The sequence below is a fragment of the Blautia sp. JLR.GB0024 genome (genome assembly GCF_037000545.1).
Lineage (GTDB): Bacteria > Bacillota > Clostridia > Lachnospirales > Lachnospiraceae > Blautia > Blautia celeris.
On sequence record NZ_JBANBF010000003.1, the window covers coordinates 513,432 to 531,842 of the forward strand.

At 46.6% G+C, this 18,411-nt stretch carries 15 protein-coding genes and 4 tRNA genes; 6 read left to right on the forward strand and 13 right to left on the reverse strand.

Features of this window, described 5'->3' with window-relative positions:
• Window positions 1–4: 4 nt before the first annotated feature.
• The 3 genes from V8Q34_RS10530 to V8Q34_RS10540 are packed head-to-tail and all read right to left on the reverse strand — an operon-like array spanning window position 5 to window position 3,344.
• Window positions 5–1,387, reverse strand: coding sequence for an MmgE/PrpD family protein (locus V8Q34_RS10530; protein ID WP_103730899.1), 1,383 nt, complete (start codon window positions 1,385–1,387; stop codon window positions 5–7).
• Window positions 1,388–2,362, reverse strand: coding sequence for an ABC transporter ATP-binding protein (locus V8Q34_RS10535; protein ID WP_033142485.1), 975 nt, complete (start codon window positions 2,360–2,362; stop codon window positions 1,388–1,390).
• The gene (locus V8Q34_RS10540; protein WP_081960461.1) at window positions 2,349–3,344 is read right to left on the reverse strand and encodes an ABC transporter ATP-binding protein; all 996 of its coding nucleotides are present in this window, start codon (window positions 3,342–3,344) and stop codon (window positions 2,349–2,351) included. The genes V8Q34_RS10535 and V8Q34_RS10540 overlap by 14 nt, the downstream gene beginning before the upstream one ends.
• Before the next feature lie 462 nt (window positions 3,345–3,806).
• Here V8Q34_RS10540 and V8Q34_RS10545 point away from each other — a divergent pair, with 462 nt between their 5' ends.
• The 5 genes from V8Q34_RS10545 to V8Q34_RS10565 all read left to right on the forward strand — a co-directional run bounded on the left by V8Q34_RS10545 (window position 3,807) and on the right by V8Q34_RS10565 (window position 9,908).
• A complete protein-coding gene (locus tag V8Q34_RS10545; protein WP_335835391.1) occupies window positions 3,807–4,670 on the forward strand; it encodes a helix-turn-helix transcriptional regulator in 864 nt (287 codons plus the stop codon).
• 187 nt (window positions 4,671–4,857) lie between these two features.
• Window positions 4,858–5,505, forward strand: coding sequence for a TetR/AcrR family transcriptional regulator (locus V8Q34_RS10550; RefSeq protein ID WP_033142488.1), 648 nt, complete (start codon window positions 4,858–4,860; stop codon window positions 5,503–5,505).
• A 154-nt stretch (window positions 5,506–5,659) separates the two neighbouring features.
• The gene (locus V8Q34_RS10555) at window positions 5,660–7,078 is read left to right on the forward strand and encodes a trimethylamine methyltransferase family protein (protein ID WP_033142489.1); all 1,419 of its coding nucleotides are present in this window, start codon (window positions 5,660–5,662) and stop codon (window positions 7,076–7,078) included.
• On the forward strand, window positions 7,056–8,345 hold the full coding sequence (locus V8Q34_RS10560; protein ID WP_330608191.1) for an MFS transporter: 1,290 nt from the start codon (window positions 7,056–7,058) through the stop codon (window positions 8,343–8,345). Before V8Q34_RS10555 ends, V8Q34_RS10560 begins: the two co-directional genes overlap by 23 nt.
• Window positions 8,346–8,375: 30 nt before the next feature.
• Window positions 8,376–9,908, forward strand: coding sequence for a BCCT family transporter (locus tag V8Q34_RS10565; protein WP_335835392.1), 1,533 nt, complete (start codon window positions 8,376–8,378; stop codon window positions 9,906–9,908).
• A gap of 49 nt (window positions 9,909–9,957) precedes the next feature.
• On the opposite strand, the gene V8Q34_RS10570 is transcribed toward V8Q34_RS10565, so the two are convergent.
• The 10 genes from V8Q34_RS10570 to V8Q34_RS10615 form a co-directional block, all read right to left on the reverse strand.
• A tRNA-Met gene (locus V8Q34_RS10570) sits at window positions 9,958–10,031 on the reverse strand.
• A gap of 32 nt (window positions 10,032–10,063) precedes the next feature.
• A tRNA-Val gene (locus V8Q34_RS10575) sits at window positions 10,064–10,136 on the reverse strand.
• 38 nt (window positions 10,137–10,174) lie between these two features.
• A tRNA-Met gene (locus tag V8Q34_RS10580) sits at window positions 10,175–10,248 on the reverse strand.
• 31 nt (window positions 10,249–10,279) lie between these two features.
• Window positions 10,280–10,352, reverse strand: a tRNA-Val gene (locus tag V8Q34_RS10585).
• Between the two features lie 267 nt (window positions 10,353–10,619).
• On the reverse strand, window positions 10,620–11,798 hold the full coding sequence (locus V8Q34_RS10590) for a M20/M25/M40 family metallo-hydrolase (protein ID WP_335835393.1): 1,179 nt from the start codon (window positions 11,796–11,798) through the stop codon (window positions 10,620–10,622).
• A gap of 100 nt (window positions 11,799–11,898) precedes the next feature.
• Entirely contained in the window at window positions 11,899–12,420 is a 522-nt protein-coding gene (gene dcd / locus V8Q34_RS10595; RefSeq protein WP_335835394.1) for a dCTP deaminase, read from the reverse strand.
• Between the two features lie 168 nt (window positions 12,421–12,588).
• On the reverse strand, window positions 12,589–13,887 hold the full coding sequence (locus V8Q34_RS10600; protein WP_227211027.1) for a TRAP transporter large permease: 1,299 nt from the start codon (window positions 13,885–13,887) through the stop codon (window positions 12,589–12,591).
• A gap of 16 nt (window positions 13,888–13,903) precedes the next feature.
• Window positions 13,904–14,386, reverse strand: coding sequence for a TRAP transporter small permease (locus V8Q34_RS10605; RefSeq protein WP_227211029.1), 483 nt, complete (start codon window positions 14,384–14,386; stop codon window positions 13,904–13,906).
• A gap of 83 nt (window positions 14,387–14,469) precedes the next feature.
• On the reverse strand, window positions 14,470–15,543 hold the full coding sequence (locus tag V8Q34_RS10610) for a TRAP transporter substrate-binding protein (protein ID WP_148392107.1): 1,074 nt from the start codon (window positions 15,541–15,543) through the stop codon (window positions 14,470–14,472).
• A gap of 220 nt (window positions 15,544–15,763) precedes the next feature.
• A complete protein-coding gene (locus tag V8Q34_RS10615; RefSeq protein WP_227211026.1) occupies window positions 15,764–16,888 on the reverse strand; it encodes a CdaR family transcriptional regulator in 1,125 nt (374 codons plus the stop codon).
• A gap of 316 nt (window positions 16,889–17,204) precedes the next feature.
• Here V8Q34_RS10615 and V8Q34_RS10620 point away from each other — a divergent pair, with 316 nt between their 5' ends.
• Window positions 17,205–18,404, forward strand: coding sequence for a uroporphyrinogen decarboxylase family protein (locus tag V8Q34_RS10620; protein ID WP_148392105.1), 1,200 nt, complete (start codon window positions 17,205–17,207; stop codon window positions 18,402–18,404).
• Window positions 18,405–18,411 lie beyond the last annotated feature (7 nt).

Below are 18,411 nucleotides of genomic sequence, written 5' to 3' on the forward strand. Positions count from 1 at the left end.
CCTCCTACTTTTTCCTTTTTAAGATTTCTGTGATTTCCATAACACTATCCGAAGCATTGCTTTTTAAAGCTATGCAGGCGATTTCCCGTGCTGTCTCTTCTCCCATAATGCCGCCTGCCAGATCCATGAACTTTCCCGTGATATCTTCTTTTGACAAAGGATTAAACATGGAGCCCTTCGGTGCTGTTACTGTCTCTGTATCTGTGCTGCCATCCTTCCATTGAACCGTAACTTTGGCGGCGCTGCGTTTTTCCTCTCTTCTCAGACGATTCATATCCTCGCTTTCCGCTACCCTGACTTTTTTCGCAACAGCAAGGATCTTTTCATCCCTCAGGCGCTCTTCCGAGTAGTCTGCTGCCTTCCCCTCAAAGCCCATCAGGCCAAGTGCCACACCGTAGGGGATACTGATCTGGGCGGATACAACCGAATCCCGGCGGTAGGTGCCGCCTGCCATCTCAATGGCGGACTGGTTCACCTCTGCCCGCACGTCCCGGATTTTCTCCGCGTCTGTGAATCCGTGCCGTTTAAAAATCTCATGGGCCGCCGTATATGGGGAATGTACGGATTTGCAGGATGCAAACCACTTGTACTCCACCTCCTCTATAGCCGCCCTCTCTTTTACGGCATCCAGCACATCCAGACAATACTGCCTGCTCATCATGCGGTAGATGCCACCGTCTGCAGCTTCCAGTACCTGATGGGGCCCTGTGATCCCATTTTTTGCAAGACAGGCGCTCACGATACCGTCACGTGCAGCCAGACCGGGATGTATGCGTTTTGTCATGGCCCCGTCCGCGGCAAAAGCCCAGCTTCCCCCTGTCCTGCTTCCCGCGATCCCCAGAGCGTTTACCATCTGCTGCTCATCCAGACCCAGCAGAACTCCGGCGGCTGCCGCTGCTCCGAATGCACCGCATGTGGCGGTTCCGTGCCATCCTCTTTCCCTGTGATCTAAAAAATCCATGCCTTCCGCGATCCTGACAGACACCTCCACACCTGCAGTGACGGCCCACAGCAATTGTCCCCATGAGGAGCCACAGCGCTGTGCAACTGCCAAAGCGGAGGGCACGCATACAGCACCTGTGTGCAGGATGGCGTAATGGACATCATCCATTTCCCTGATATGGCAGAGCGCGCCGTTTACCATGGCCGCCATATCCTCTGTGAGCAGGACACCTGTTCCCCATACGGGAATGTCCCCGCCGTTTCCAAGTTCTGCCGCAGTCTTGATAATACCGGCCCCCTCCTGTGTCCGGCTGCCGTAAATCCCACACCCAATCTCATCTAAAATGCACATTCTGGCTGCCTGTTCTGCTTTGGCAGACCGCAGTGCCTCCTGATGTGTAAAAAGGTAGTTTACCAATCTTTCGATTCCCGTTCTCTCTTTCATCTATTCCAGCGGAAAGTGACATGCCACGATCCTGTCTCCTATCTGCCGATACGGCGGTTCTTTTTCCCTGCAGATCTGTTTACAATATCTGCATCTGGTATGGAAGTAACATCCTGCCGGAGGGTTGGATGCTGAAGGGATGTCCCCCTCAAGTATGATTCTCTGCTTTACAAAATCCGGATCCGGTATGGGGTTCGCTGACAGAAGAGCCTGTGTATAGGGATGCGCCGGTTTTTCAAATAACTGCTCCGCATTCACCACCTCTGCCATCTTTCCCAGATACATAACGCCTACCCGGTCCGATATATGTTTTACAACGCTTAATCCGTGGGCAATAAAGATATATGTCAGCCCCAGTTCTTTCTGCAGATCATCCAGAAGGTTGAGAATCTGAGACTGCACAGACACGTCCAGCGCTGATACCGGTTCATCACATATGACCAGTTTCGGATTTAAGATCAAGGCTCTGGCAATACCGATCCTCTGCCTCTGGCCTCCGGAAAATTCGTGTGGATAACGATTGTAGTAATCCGGCTGTAATCCTACACGTTCCAGCATTTTCTTCACTTTTTCCCTGCGCTCATTCCCGGAACCTATGCGGTGTATGACCAGGGGTTCCTCAATGATCTTTCCTATGGTCATTCTGGGGTCCAGGGATGCAAAGGGGTCCTGAAAGATCATCTGAATCTCTCTTCTGGCCTTTTTCATCTCCGTTTTGGACATCTGGAATAAGTCTTTTCCCTCAAACAATACCTGCCCCCGGGTGGGTTTTGTCAGGCAGTTGATCACTCTTCCCGCTGTGGTCTTACCGCAGCCGCTCTCTCCCACCAGTCCAAAGGTTTCCCCCTGGTAAACAGTAAAGGAGATGCCGTTCAGGGCATGTACTGTTTTCTTTCCCCTGCTTCCCTTACTGACAAAATCTTTCCCGAGATCTTTCACTTCCAGCAGCGGTATTTTCTTATCACTGTCTCCCATTGCGTTCTCCCTCCTTCTCTGTATGCAGCGGAAAATGACATGTTACCCTTGTTGTCCCGATCATCTGCTGGGGAGGCTCTTCACGGGTACATAATTCCTTTGCATAAGGACATCTGGGATGGAAGCGGCAGCCCTTGGCAAACTGGTCCGGTGAAGGAACCATACCTTTGATCACCTCCAGCTTCTGCCTGCTGTCCATTCTGGGAATACACTTTAACAGGCCAAGCGTATAGGGATGCCGTGGGTTTTTAAAGATTTCCCTCACCTCTGCCTCCTCCACCACTCTTCCCCCATACATGACGATGACGCGCTGTGCCATCTCAGCCACGACGCCCAGATCATGGGTGATAAAAAGGATCGTCATATCCAGCTCCTGCTTCAGCTTTTTCATCAGGTCCAGTATCTGGGCCTGTATTGTCACATCCAGCGCTGTAGTCGGCTCATCCGCAATGAGCAGCTTCGGCTCACAGCTCAGCCCCATGGCGATCATGACCCTCTGCCGCATACCGCCTGACAGTTGATGGGGATACTCTCTCATACGCGATTCCGGGTCTGAGATACCCACCAGGCTCAGCATATGGACCGCCTTTTTTTGGGCCTCCTTCTTGGTCAGCTTCTGATGGATCCTCAGTGTTTCCATCAACTGATCCCCAATGGAGAAGACAGGGTTCAAAGAAGTCATGGGTTCCTGATAGATCATGGAGATGATATTGCCTCTTATACCGCACATTTCGCTCTCTGTCTTTTTTAGAATATCTTCCCCTTCAAACAGGATCTGGCCGCTTACATACTTTCCAGGGGGTGTGGGCACAAGCTGCATGACGGACAGAGAGGTCACGCTTTTGCCGCTTCCTGATTCCCCCACAATGCAGAGTGTCTCACCTTTGTTGATATGAAAACTCACCCCGTCTACTGCCGGTATCGTCTTATCCGGGGTAAAAAAATAGGTCCTCAGATCATTCACTTCCAATAGTTTTTCCAACTTCACACCTCCTGGTCATGTCAAAAAATCAGTAAATACTTCCTTCGTTATCTTAAATTTCTATTAACTATCATCAATTATACCGAATCGCCTTGTTTAAATGTTCTTATAACTTGCTTTGTTAGAACATTAAATTTGCTGTTTTTCTGCCTCTGTCGGTACTATTCCAAAAACCTTGTTTTTCTGCGCCAAAATTCATACAGTCCCTTTCTTTCGATTTTCTGTAATTCCTGAATCTTGCTTTTTTTTCGGTAAAATATGTGTTATTTTGCGATTTTATATTGGTATTATTTGCCATCTTTCCCTGATTCGACATCTATTGACAAAAGAAACGGCCTGGGATATACTTTTCAAAAAGTAATGATGACAGCACTCGTACACGGCCAGTGCAGCAGATATACAGACCTGACGGAACAGCTGCAGACAATGTACACAACAGGAAAAAAGGGGGGAAAAACAGATATGGAAATACGCTTTTTTACAAAAGAGATCTGGCAGGAAAGCCCGTTTCATTTTCATGACCAGATGGAAATACTGCTCATAATGTCAGAAGGCGAAAGCTTCTATATCCGTGACAAAATATACCCCATTTCCCGAGGCAGCATCTTCATTTTAAACAGCAGTGACCTGCACAGAAGTGTGCCGAAACCACGCTCGATCTATCAGTATTATTCTATTCGTTTTTATCAGGAAGAGGTGGAAGGAATCTCCACAGAAGATTTTGAGCTGCTGAAATGTTTCAGGAACCATAACCAGTTCAACCATATGAACAAGCTGAATATTGACCAGATAGACCATCTTCTGAAGCTGATCAACAAGATTGAATACTATCTTGCATCAGACTGCTCTGCCTTCGGCAAAGACATCTTTGCCAGGACACTGCTGGCAGAAGTGCTGGTCTATATTAACTTTCTCTACGATACTCCGCTGCTTACACAGGTTCCAAGTGAAGAACAGATCTCTGCTTATTATCCTGTGATTGACTATATAAATGAACATATAACCGAAAAAATAAGCCTGGATCTGCTTGCGCAGAATTTCTATGTGAGTAAATATTATCTGAGCCACCGCTTTAAGGATCTGACAGGGATGACCATTACGGATTATATCATCAGGAGACGTCTCACCCTGGCGAAATCATATCTCAGGCAGGGTCTCTCTGTTATGCTGGCCGGTGAGCGTGCCGGTTTTAACAGCAACAATCATTTTATACATACTTTCACAAAAACCGTCGGCATGTCACCAAAACAATATGCCAGACAGTATTTGACTTTGGACAGCTATGTATCTCCAACTCCCCCGAAAAGAGATATTTTTACACGATAAAGGTGCCACTAATCTTATGCACGGTCGGCGCAGTAAATGCGCAGACCTGACGGCACTGTTACAATAAAATACCTGTTGACAAAATTACAAATATAGATTATGATTCAGCTATATGGTAAACATGTTCACCGCATAATCGGTTTGACCATTCTGCCATTTACAAATATAGATTACAGCAGGTAAAAAAATGAACTCGGAAAATAATACCAAACAAATGCTGATTGAAGCAGCTTATAATATGATTCTGGAAAAAGGCGCTGAAAATATCCGCGTACGTGATCTGGCAAAAAGAGTCGGATGTTCGGCAGCCGCCTTGTACAAGCACTTTGAAAGCCTGGACTATTTACTGGCCCTGGCATCTGTAAGGTTTCTGAAGCCTTACATAGAGGAATTAGAGGAAAATCTGAAAAACGAGGATGATATTATCGAAGCACAGATAAACGCCTGGAGACTTTTTGACAAGTATGCGTTTATGCATCCCTATATATTTTTGAATTTGTTCTGGGGCAACATACGCAATGATCTGGAATCCATACTGCAGGAATACCTTAAAATGTATCCTGTTTTTGTGGAGGGTTCAAACACTGCCATGTTTTACTGCTCCATTTTCAGCGGATGTATTGAGGATAGAGATTACATCTGGTTTCGCCGTGCTGCTGCAGAAGGACGGCTCAGCTATGATGATGCGGAATATGTAAGTCAGATCAACTGCCTGATTGCCAGGGGACTCTTAAGTGAGTATATCAACAGTCCAAAAGACCCTGATGCCTATCAGAAGGCAGTTGCCCATTGTGATGCTCTGATTGAAAAAAACATCCGCATGTATCTCATCTGAATGGTCTGTGTCTGTACCTGACAGGACATAAGGCGGATTTCATCTATATCTATCCGCCCCGAACAGGATAAGAAAATTCTTGTCCTGTTCCATAAATATTTTTTTTACCCTACTGGTTAACATGTTCACCACAAAAAAGGAGGTTATTTTCCAAATGAATGACAATGTAAAAAAGATTCACGAAGCCAGCATGCAGATCCTGAATAAAACAGGAATGAAATTCTACCATCCGGACGCCCTGGAGATACTGAAAAACCACGGCATAAAGGTAGATGGAAATGTGGCGTATTTCACAGAGGATCAAATTATGGAGTGGGTCAGAAAAGCACCTTCCACTGCCCCCCTTTACGCTTCTGATTCCAGATTTGATATGCAGATCGGCGGAAACAGGCGCTATAACGGACCGTGCGGCGGCGCCACTTTTATTATGGACAAGGATGGACAGACCAGGCCTGCCCTGTTTTCGGATTTCATCAAATTGATCAAGCTGTTTGAGGGAAATCCCTCCTACTGCCTGAACGGGGGACTTGCCTGCCAGCCCAATGACATCCCCACGGAATCCTACATAACGCTCTTGGCCCTGGCCAGTATGCTGCACACACAAAAATGTATCTTTGCTGCTGCAGGGGATTACGAATCCATGGAAACACTGATCCAAATGGCCTGTATCCGCTTTGGCGTCACGGTTGAGGAGCTGAAGGAAAAACCCCGCCTGTGTACCATCGCCAATACAAATACTCCTCTGTATCTCGACAAAATCATGACGGAAACCGTCCTTACTATGGCAAAATACCGCCAGCCTGTGATCATCGCATCTGCCGCTATGGCCGGTACCACCGCCCCTGTCACACTGGCGGGCATGATCGCGGTTGTCAACGCAGAGGTACTTGCAACCATTGCGCTGGCACAGATGTGTGAACCCGGTGCCCCTGTCATCTACGGCTCCCAGTCCACGAATGCCGACATGGCAACCGGAGCCATCGCCATCGGCTCACCGGAAGGGGCCCTCAGTTATAAATATTGCGCGGAAATGGCAAAATTTTATGGTATCCCAAGCCGGGCAGGAGGCTCGCTAAGCGATGCAAAATCATTTAATGTACAGGCCGGATATGAATCCATGATGACCTGCATGGCCTGTAAGGAGAGCGGAATCAACATCATGACTCAAAGTGCCGGGATCATAGACAGCTATCTGGCTGTATCTTATGAAAAACTGATAACCGATTTTGAAATTCTGGATTTTACCGAGCGGTATCTGAAAGATATTGATATAAATGCTGACACGGTTCCCCTTGACCTTATCCATGAAGTAGGGCACGCCGGACAATACCTTATAGAAGAGCACACCCTGGATTACTGCCGCAGTGAATTGCTGGCGCCTCATGTAAGTGTGAGGGGTGCCATTGCAGACCCTGTGGGACAATTTGGAAAAAACATCGAAAAACGCATGGAACAGCTTCTGAAAGTGTACCAAAAACCGGATATATCCACAGAAATATGCAGAGATTTAAAGGCATTGCTTCTAAAAGAAGGCATTGACGAAGCCTATATTGATATGGCAGTCGACTCGTAAGTATATACAAAACAGGGAGGGAATTAGGATGAATCTGACGAAATCAAAACGTAACCTTTTAGTGACTCTTTTAAGCTTTATGGTTGGAATGATTTATTTCATTCCGTTTATCCGTATCTCATTTTATGATCAGACCATTGCCGCACTCAACCTTACGAATACGCAGCTTGGATTTTTGGGGTCCATTTACGGAACTCTGGCAATCTTCTGTTATGCTGTGGGCGGTATTCTGGCGCAGAAATTCAGTCCCAGAATCTTGATCGGAATATCTCTTGCCGGTACCGGCGCCACAACGCTGTGGCAGGCAACTTTTCCGTCTTATACCAGTCTTATCATCATATTTGCACTTTATGCCGTATTCACTACGGCTACACTCTGGTCTCCTTATATTACTCTTATGAGGAGTTTTGGTTCTGATGCAGAACAGGGCAGACTGTTCGGAATCAGTGAATCCCTGAGAAGCCTTGTCTCCGCGGCTGTCGGCTTTCTGTTTATCTGGATCTTCAGTCTGTTCTCTGATGAGATGGGCGGTTACCGGATGATATTGATCATAGCCGCTGTCATTTACTTCGTTTTTGCTGTCCTTGCACTGATCGTATTTCCCTCTTCTGTCCAGACGGAAAAGAAAGAAACGGCAAAAAAGGGCAGTATACTGGCAGCCTTAAAGCTTCCCGGCGTCTGGCTGGTAGGTCTGTTCATTTTCTTCTGTTACGCGCTTAACTGCGGCGGAGCCTATTATTTTGGCACCTATACCACACAGGTTCTTCACACAAGTACAGCGGTATCCAGCGGGCTGCAGATTCTGAGGACGTATATACTGGCGATCGGGCTTGGGGTGATCGGCGGTATTATAGCCGACAGGTTTAAATATCGTTCCCGTTTCCTGATCTGTGTGCTTGCCGCAGCCACAGCAGCCAGTGCGTTCATGCCTTTCCTGGGTAATTTTTTATGGATAGCCATTGTTGTATCGGTCCTCATTTCCGGAATCAACTATATGATCAAGTCCATCTACTATTCTATCATGGACGAGGCGGTCATTCCCAGGGAACTGACAGGTGCCGCCAGCGGTATCATTGCGTTTATCGCGTATATACCGGATGCTTTTATCACATCCATGGTGGGGGTCTGGCTGGATAAGGATATCACCGGAGGTTTTAACAAACTCTTTGCCTTTATGGCTGCATGTGGTTTGGCTGCCATAATCATAGCTGTCATCATAAATAAACGCTATATAAAAGCCAATCCCGAAACCGGGCAGGGAAAGTGACAGGGCCTGTGTGAAATGGAGGGGTATGGCATGAAAAAAATAAAACCAGAAGTATTTTTACCGCCGTTTTTTCTGTTTTTTGTGTGTATTATCATAAATATTGCAGACAGTGATCTGTTCACTGAAATCGTCAACACAGTAAATGGCTTCGTTGTCCATGAATTCGGCTGGCTGCTCATCTTACTTCCGGTCCTCATATTTTTTGTATGTATTGCCATCTATTTTTCCGGATTCGGCAAAGTAAGGATCGGAGGACCTGATGCACAGCCAAAAATGAGTCTCCTTTCATGGTTCAGCATCAATATCTGTACCACCATTGCCTGCGGTATTATATTCTGGTCCGCTGCAGAGCCGGTAAAGCACCTGCTGCATCCTCCAGACAGTCTCCATATAGAGGCCATGTCACCGGATGCCGCCAAATTTGCCATGTCGGCAATTTATACTCACTGGACTGTACTTCCCTATGCAATCTATACACTTCCTGCAGTGATGTTCGCCTTTGGGTATTATAATAAAAAGAAATCCTTTTCGCTGGCCGCCATGGTCACGGTTCTGCTTGGCGGACGGGAACATAAGTATCTGAATGCAGTGATTGACAGTATCTGCCTGTTCACGCTGGTCGCCGGACTTACAGGCTCTCTGGGGGTAGGAGTTCTCAACCTCAGCGGAGGTCTCCATAAACTCTTTGGCATGGAATCCACTCCATTTTTGTGGTCCGCAATCATGCTTGTAGTCATTATCACCTTTCTGGTCTCTGCGCTCTCCGGTATCATGCGCGGTGTACGACGGCTGTCAAATATCAATGTCTACATTTACTTCTTTATTATTGGCTTTGTACTGATATTTGGCGGAACACAGTTTATCTGTAATTTTGGTGTGGAATGCCTGGGGGATTACCTAAATAACTTTTTTTCCAAATCCCTTTATACGGGCACCTTTGCGACTGATTCCTGGACAGCCCAGTGGCCTATCTTCTACTTTGCAAGCTGGATGTCCTGGGCACCTATCACGGCAGTCTTTCTTGGTAAAATCGCATATGGGCGGAGGATTAAGGATTTAGTAGCCATGAATCTGTTCTCCACGTCTGTATTCAGTATCCTGTGGTTTTCCATTATGTCCGGTTCCACCATCCATTTTACCCTGAACCGGTCAAATGGCGGAATGGTTGAAGCGTTTGAATCCGGAATTGAAAACACGATCTATCAGCTTTTTGAAAACATGCCCTTTACCGGCCTGCTGGTTTTTATTTTCCTCATCGCTGTATTTCTTTCCTTTGTAACTGCAGCCGACTCCACTGTCATTGCGATTTCCGACCTGTCCACCCATGGCCTGGATCATGAAGGTGCTGAATCTCCCAGCTGGATCAAAATACTCTGGGCGGGGGAAATCGCACTGATTACACTTATTATGATGAATGTGGGCAGCGGTGTCGACGGACTGAAAATGATATCCAATATCGGGGGGCTTCCCGCAGCAGTTTTCCTGCTGTTTGTCATGATAAGTGCAATAAAACTTATGTTTACACCCCATATGTATCAGGATAAAAAGGAACCTCCGGCATAAAAACACGAAAAGCCCTTGCGGAATTTCTTCCGCAAGGGCTTTCTTATAGTAGCGAGAGGGGGACTTGAACCCTCGACACTACGGGTATGAACCGTATGCTCTAGCCAGCTGAGCTATCTCGCCATCTGTTATCCTTCTGCTTTTTGGCAAAAGAATGGGACCTATAGGGCTCGAACCTATGACCCTCTGCTTGTAAGGCAGATGCTCTCCCAGCTGAGCTAAGATCCCAAGACTTTTATTTGATTGTATGCTGCTTGTACAGCAAGTAGCGAGAGGGGGACTTGAACCCTCGACACTACGGGTATGAACCGTATGCTCTAGCCAGCTGAGCTATCTCGCCATCTGTTATCCTTCTGCTTTTGGCAAAAGAATGGGACCTATAGGGCTCGAACCTATGACCCTCTGCTTGTAAGGCAGATGCTCTCCCAGCTGAGCTAAGATCCCATTTATTTAGCAGTGTTTGCCATCGCTTGACTGCTTTGCTATTATAACCTTAAATTGTGTCAATTGTCAATACCTTTTTTCAAAATTTTACAAAAATCCTTATCATTCCGCCTTGCACTAAAAACGAACACAAGACAGCCTTGATTTTAGGGCCGGAATAAATATAAAGCTTACATAATTTATTTATTCCGGCCTCTATGAAATCATTACATGTTGTAAGTGTTTCTCTTATTTTCTGAAGGTTTCTGGCAATTAATAGGTAGCCTTTTACAGATTTCTGTATTTTCTGTGGTCCTCTTTTATCCTCTCCATCACTTCCGGCTCCGATGCCAGCTTATATCCCAGTCCGGCTATGATATACGCGCCGTCTCTCAGGACTTCTGCGGCTGCTTCTGTGTGGAGAAGTCTCTCAAATTCCCTGTCGTGGATCACGATGTCCTTCCGGCTGCCGGTAATGTCGATCATGGGATGGAACACGGGAATCTTAAGATTTACATTTTCCAGATCCGTGGAACCTCCGGGACCTTTTGATCTCACGGTCACTCTTTTGGTATCCGAAAACAGTTTCTGCATGATTTCGTCCATATAATCATTCCAGTAGATTTCCCCGTAGTCCGGATACCGCTGGCTCCACTCCACAGTCGTTCCTGCAGCCATGGCTGCGCCTTTTGCGCAGGTCTCTGAGATTCTGTTGAGCTTCCACAGATTTTCAATAGTGGCTGCCCTGTAATAATAATCCAGACACACCTCATCCGGGACAATATTAGGAGCTGCCCCTCCTTTTGCCACAATGCCGTGGAACTGGCAGTCCTTTGTGATATGCTGCCGCCACATATCCATGGCCTCCATAAAAAGACGGGCCGCGTTCAGGGCATTCAGCCCCTCCTCCGGACACGCGGAGGCATGGGCTGCTTTTCCGCGGAAGGTAAAGTATCTGTCATTGGAGGCCAGTACCTGAAAATAGGTGACATTCTCATTGTTGAGATGCACCATGGCCGCATACTGATAGCCGTCAAAGCCCCCGTTCTCTGTCATATAACATTTTCCGCCTACAAATTCCTCACCGGGCGTGCCGATCAGATCAATCCTCACCGGCAGGTCAGGATATGCCTCCCGCAGGGCAAGCGCTCCCAGTATACTGACGGCACAGCTATAGGAGTGTCCGCAGGCGTGCCCCACCTCAGGCAGGGCATCATATTCGCACAGAAATGCCGCCTTTGGCCCCTGAAACTCCTTCTTCTCTTTGTCCACAGCCAGGAACGAATGAGGCATCCCTGCATACGGCGTTGTTATCTCATACCCCACTTCTTTGAGAAACTTCGTTATGTACGCGCAGGATTCCTTTTCCTCCCCACTGATCTCCGGGTGTTCTGTCAGATAATCCGCCAGTGCCTTTACCTTATCAAAATATTTCCCTGCCTGATTCCGAATCGCTTCCTGTGTCATAGCCTTCTCCTTTTCCCCATGCAGGCCGACGCACGGAAAATGAAACGATCCGCCCGCCGGCCCATGACAATCCTATAGCTGGACTGCTGCCGAAATCTCTTTATTTTTCAAAATCCTGGTACATTTTACTTGCCTCTACCCCTGTGTTATTCTGATATTTACCGCTCTTGTAAAGGTCATATTCCCCGTCAATATCGTGGTAATAAATCTGACACACCTCCACATTGGGATATATCTTCACCGGATGGATGCAGAATATCTCCAGCGTCCAGTGGCCGGCAAAGCCAATATCCCCAAATCCCGCACTCACATGGATAAACAGGCCCAGCCTGCCCGTGGAGGAACGTCCTTCCAGCATGGGCACATAATAGTCCGTTCTGGTATATTCTTTCGTTCTGCCAAGGTACAGCTTGTTTGGCTCCAAAATAAGCCCCTCCTCCGGGATGATGAGCTCTTTGACCGGGTTTGGTTTCTTCATATCCAGAACCGGTGTGTTGTAGACTAAAAGCTCATTTGCAAGAGAGAGGTTGTAGCTGTTTGGGTTGATCCGCTTTTCGTCAAACGGCTCGATAATGATCTCCCGGCCCATGTGCTTTTTGATTTCTTTTCCTGATAATATCATTGTTTTTGTCCTCCAATACTGATATTTATTGCCGCATTCATTCGATTGCATTCCGTATACTGTCTTGAGTATATCATTTCTGCAGTAAAAATGACAAGAGCATGAAAAAATGCTGTCTGATATTGTGTAAAATATCAGACAGCATATATATCACGTATCGTGTAACGATCAGGAATAAAACAGATTCGGCAGCCAAGTGGACAGCGCCGGACAGAAAATGATCAGCAGCAGTACAAGGAACATTGCAGGAAGATACTTGGCACACTCTTTTGTCACGGTGGACACCGGAAGTCCCGACACATCAGACATGACAAACAGGCATATGCCAAACGGCGGTGTAACAATTCCTGAAATCAGGGCAACCGTCATCATCACACCAAAATGTACCTGGTCCAGTCCCAGATTATTGATGATTGGCATAAAGATGGGTGTTATCAGCAAAATAGCAGCCGTGGTATCCATAAAACATCCCACAATGACCAATATGACGGCCAGCACAAGCAGCACAAATACCGGGCCTGCCGAATACAGAGGGGACAGCATATTCTGCAGTACGGTAGCCAGCCCTTCCTTCGTAATGATCCAGGTAAAAAATCCTGCGATGGCAATGATCAGCATAAAGGTCCCTGACGTCTCCACCGCGTCCTTCAGCGCCTGCATAAAGCTCCTGAATGTAAGTTCCTTATATACAATACCCAGAATGATCGAGTAATCAATAGCCACAATCGCGGCTTCTGTAGGCGTAAAAACACCTGTGGTAATACCGCCGATAATAATAACCGGTGACATAAGCGCCGGAACTGCTTTCAGCAATTTGACGGGGATTTCTTTTGCCGGGATCTTGGTAACCGGCCAGTTTTTTCCTTCCTTTGTTGTCCTGGACTGGACAAAGATAGACACCATCAGAGCCAGTCCCATAATAATCCCGGGTATCAGGCCGCCTAAAAATAATTTTCCCGTTGAAATTCCCGCCGAAGCGCCAAGAACAACCATGGCAACCGATGGAGGGATCAGCGGCCCGATCACACTGGAGGAAGCGGTAATACCTGCTGAAAAAGATTTCTTATAGCCGGCTTTATCCATCATTTCCATCTCGATCGCACCCAGTCCTCCGGTATCCCCCACCGCTGTTCCCGACATAGAGGCAAACATCATGCTTGCCACCACATTTGCATAGGCAAGCCCGCCTTTGAACCGTCCCACGATTGCCAGAGCTGCGTCAAACAGCCTGGTAGTCACTCCCGCAGAGTTCATCATACGGCCGGACAGCAAAAATGCCGGAAGCGCGATCAGCACATAGGAAAACAGAGGCGTTGTCATCGAATGGGGCAGGTTGACAATGGAAACGGAACCTCCCTGCATCAGAAGATATACCAGACCGGGCAGCCCCAAAGCGAAGGCTATGGGCATTCCGATAAACAGTAAGATCAAAAATGTGAGCAGCAGTATAGTTATGTTAAATCCCATTTTTTCTTCTCCTTTCTCAACCCGGTTCAGTTGTGTAAGTGCCTTTTACCATCTCGATCAGCTCCACAATGTAAACGCAGACCATATAGAAAGAGCTGAACAGTATGGGAATATAGTAAAGATTTTTCGGCAGATCCAGGTTGGTACTGGAGTGCCCCATCATTTTCGGCTGCAAGATAATGGCTCCAAAGAACATAACCGCCAAAAGCAGGATCATCAATACCCTCTGGCTTATCAACAGAATCTTGTTAGCCTTTGAAGACAGTTTGGTCGTCAGAAAATCCGCACTCACATGCTTCTTGTTCATAGCCGCCACACTGGCCCCGCAAAAAGCCAGGTAAATAAAGAGAAAGGTACATAATTCCTCCACCCAGTTAAGGGGACTGTTGAAGAATTTTCTGCAGATCACTCCCGCTGTCACGGAAATCATGATCGTCAGCATACAGACAACACCCATATACCACTGAACTGTACCGGCAATCTTTATAAATTTTTTCACAAACTTCAAAGCTTCCCACCTCCCAATTGATATACTGCCGCAGCAAGGCAGGCCGCGGCAGTAAAATACGCATACATCTTTTATTATTTCGCAAGCGCTTTGATATCCTCAAAAAGCCCCTTTTTCCAGGCACCGCTCTCCTCCAGTTCAGCGGCTTTACCCGCGATCACATCTGACATTTCCTGAATTGCTTCGTCTGACGGTGTGGAGAAATTGGTTCCCTCAGATTCCATAGTCTCTTTATATTCCTCAGATACTTTTTTCACTTCATCTGTGTACCAGTCACCTGCATTCTGGGCTGCCTCTGTCAGCACTTTTTTCTGGGCGTCACTGAGCTCTCCATACAGATCATCATTCATATAAACCGCCGCATTATCGCGGATATGTTCTGTCAGAGTAACCTGTTTCGTGGGCTCATAAAACTTCATGGTATAGATAGAATCCAATGGGGACTCACACGCATCCACAACGCCCTGCTGAAGTGCGAGATATGTCTCGCCCCACGCTACCTGGGCAGTTCCCAGGCCCAGCGCAGTTGCGGATTCCATATAGGATTTGATATCCGGCACCCGCATCTTAAGGCCCTTTAAATCTCCCAGCGATGTGATCTCTTTTGCACAGGAGATAGATCTTGGGGATCTGAGCCAGTTGTTGGCAACTACCCTGATTCCCTGCTGGTCAATGAGCTGCTGCTCCATGTCTGCATTGATATCACTTTTCAGGAATTTTCTGTAGTGATCTTCGTCCTTAAAAAGGAAAAACATGGAGGTCACCTGGGCATCATCCACAAATGTGGAAAGCCAGGAACCGGCATCCACGAACATCTCCTGGGTTCCCAGGGATACTGCCTCCATCTGACTCGTCGCATCTCCAAGCTGCGCCGCCGGAGATACAGTGATGGTAATGGTTCCACCGGATTTTTCCTTCACTTCATCTGCCATTTTCTGCATGGCCAGCGTAACTGTATCCTCCGCTGCCTGGATTCCTCCGGCTGTAATATCGAAGGATTTATCCTGGCTGAAATCATAGGATTCCACATCCACATCCGCCTGCCCGCTGCCTCCTGACTCTTTCTCACTTTTCCCTTCCCCGCAGCCTGACAGCAATGTGCCAAATACAGCCATACTCAGACATATACAAACCAATTTTCTTTTCATTTGCTTCCCTCCATTTTGAAATTTCTCATGTATTTGGTTTACGGCTTTACCCTTGTCTGATTATCTGTTTCCACACCCCGCATAAAGCAGAAACCTTTTCCGAATTCACTCAGTTTACAGGTAATTAGCTTAAAATCATTGTACATGATTGCTAATTCCTTTACCATGACACCTCAACATAAAAATATATTTGATTTTTGTGTTATCAGCATAATTACCGTTATGTCCTGTTGTTCTTGACAAAATAATGCAGATATTCCAGGAACTCCCGGTCAGCTACCTGCTGCATGGGATTCACACCCAGCAGCTCCCTTATCTTATTAAAGCGGAATACCAGTGTATTTTTATGTATATAAAGCTCCTTGCTGCTGGCATTGAAATTATAATTATTCTTCTGCAGGGATTCCACGACCTCCAGTATATTTTCCCTGCCCTTTTCATCTAAAAGCTGTTCGTACACCCCGTAGATATCCCGGTATTCCACCATGGCGATCAGGGATTTCATATACTCATTTACATGTTCGTAGAAATAGCTGATCTGTTCTTTCACACGGTCTCTCATCCAGATACAGTGCTGATATCCGATCCTGTATTTTTCAAAACGGTTCTGAAAAGTCCCTACAAGAAACTGGTAGTCCGCACCGGCCATATCCAGATAATTTTTACAGGAGGCAATGGATTCTGCAATGATCTCCTTATACCGGCAGAGACTGGACGTATCCGGCTTAAAGCTTTTGAATATGATCACATTTTTGTCCTGTACCACCGATATGATATCCTGGCGGCTGTACAGTGCGCTTTCTTTTAATTTTCTCAAAACAGTGGGCATATCTGCCATCTCATCCAAAAAAAGAAGGACCGGCAGCCGTACACAGGATTCGTCCCACCCCAGTGTCTCTGCATCCTCCTTTAATTTCTCAATATCCGCAACCTCATTTGACAAAATGCCATATATAAATCTTTCCTTCATGCTCCTGCGCCTTGCGCTCAGCTCATGCTGCGACTCAAATTCATACATGGTCTCAATTGCGAATTTCATGACCTTGGCGATGTCACGCACCTCATCCGGCTCGCCGGTGACTCCTATAGCTCCTGTCCTCTTTCCCCTGTGCACAATGGGAAGCATGACTCCCGGCTTTACGCCCAGATATTTTCCTCCGTCAGGGACATCAATGATCTCTTCATCCCCATGAATGATCCAGTACGCCACCTCATGAAAATTGCCGATCCGCTCTGCGTCCTTGCTGGCTATAATCACCCCTTTTTCGTCCATAATATTAATATTGTATTCTGTGGACTCCCCCGCTTTTTTAATAAATTTTTCCGCCAAAAAATTATCCAGCAAACTGATTCCTCCATTCTCTCTGTTTCCATCCATTTTAAAAAGAGCGATACCCGCCCCGCCAAAAAGGTCCGGGGAAACGCCCCGAAATTTAACAGAATTCATTTGTATTTTATGATAACATTCCGAAAATATCTTGTCCAGAGTTAAAAGTGTGCTGGAATATTTTAACATGCTTTTGTGTTTTCACGACACAATTTCCTGCACTTTTTTTGTTTTCCTGTCCCATGGGAAACCTGATTCATTTATGCTATACTCAACAAAAATCAAGTACAAATATCCATCTACCCCGCAGTGGATAAGAGTAAAGGAGGACTTTATGACACCGAAAGAACGAATACTGGCTGCCCTGAAAGGACAGCCAACAGACACTCTGCCTTTCATTCCACGCCTGGATATCTGGTATAACGCAAATTCCAGAAACGGTACACTTCCTGCACCGTATCAGCATGCAACCCTGCGGGAAATGGTGGATGATCTTGGACTTGGCTATCACGCCATTATCCCTGATTTTAAAGATTTCACAGACCCAGAAGAAGGGGACCTGGATGTGGGACTCGGCATCTATCATCTGAAAAACCACCCTTACCGGATCAAGCTCCACAATGTAAAACGCACATATGAACGCAGCGGCGACGGTATTCTCAAAGTAAAATATGAGACTCCCAAAGGGGATATCACCACCACGGTAGTGCACAGCCAGGATATGAAAAAAAATGGTATTACCCTGTATGTTATAAAGGAACATGCCATTAAATCCATGGATGATTACCCTGCAATGAAATATATCTTTGACAACATGGAAGTCATCCCTGATTATGAAAATTATACACGCTTCCAGCAGGAGTTCATCCAGGACCGCGGTGTTGCCGTGGCACTGGCCGCCATGTGGGCATCTCCGGGGCATTATCTGATCAAAGAACTGATGGCATTTGATACTTATTATTATGAGCAGTATGATAATCCGGATGAAATGAACGAATTCATAGAACAGATCACACCGTTCTGCAGTAAATTATTCGATGCCGCGTTAAACAGCCCCGCGGAGATCATACTCTCAGGCGCCAACTACGATACTTCCTTTACTGCGCCCGCCATGTTTGAAGAATACATTATGCCCGCCTTGAAAGAACAGTCGGATATGGCACATACCCGGGGCAAATTCATCGCCACTCATACAGACGGAGAGAATACAGGCCTTATGGAGCTCTACTTAAAATCAGGATTTGATATTGCCGATTCTATCTGTCCGGCTCCTATGACTAAGATTTCCCTTGAGGATACCAGGCGAATGTTCGGGGATAAATGTACGGTCTGGGGCGGTATTCCGTCCATTTCCGTGCTGGAGGATTCCATGAATGACCTGACCTTTAAAAGGTACGTGGAAGAAAAATTCGAGAATCTCGGAAGAGGTGACCACCTTATTTTATCCGTAGCCGATACGGTACCTCCCGCAGCCAAATTTGACAGAATCTTATACCTTCAGAAAAAGGCAGCGGAGTTCGGGCCGGTTCGATGAAAAGCAA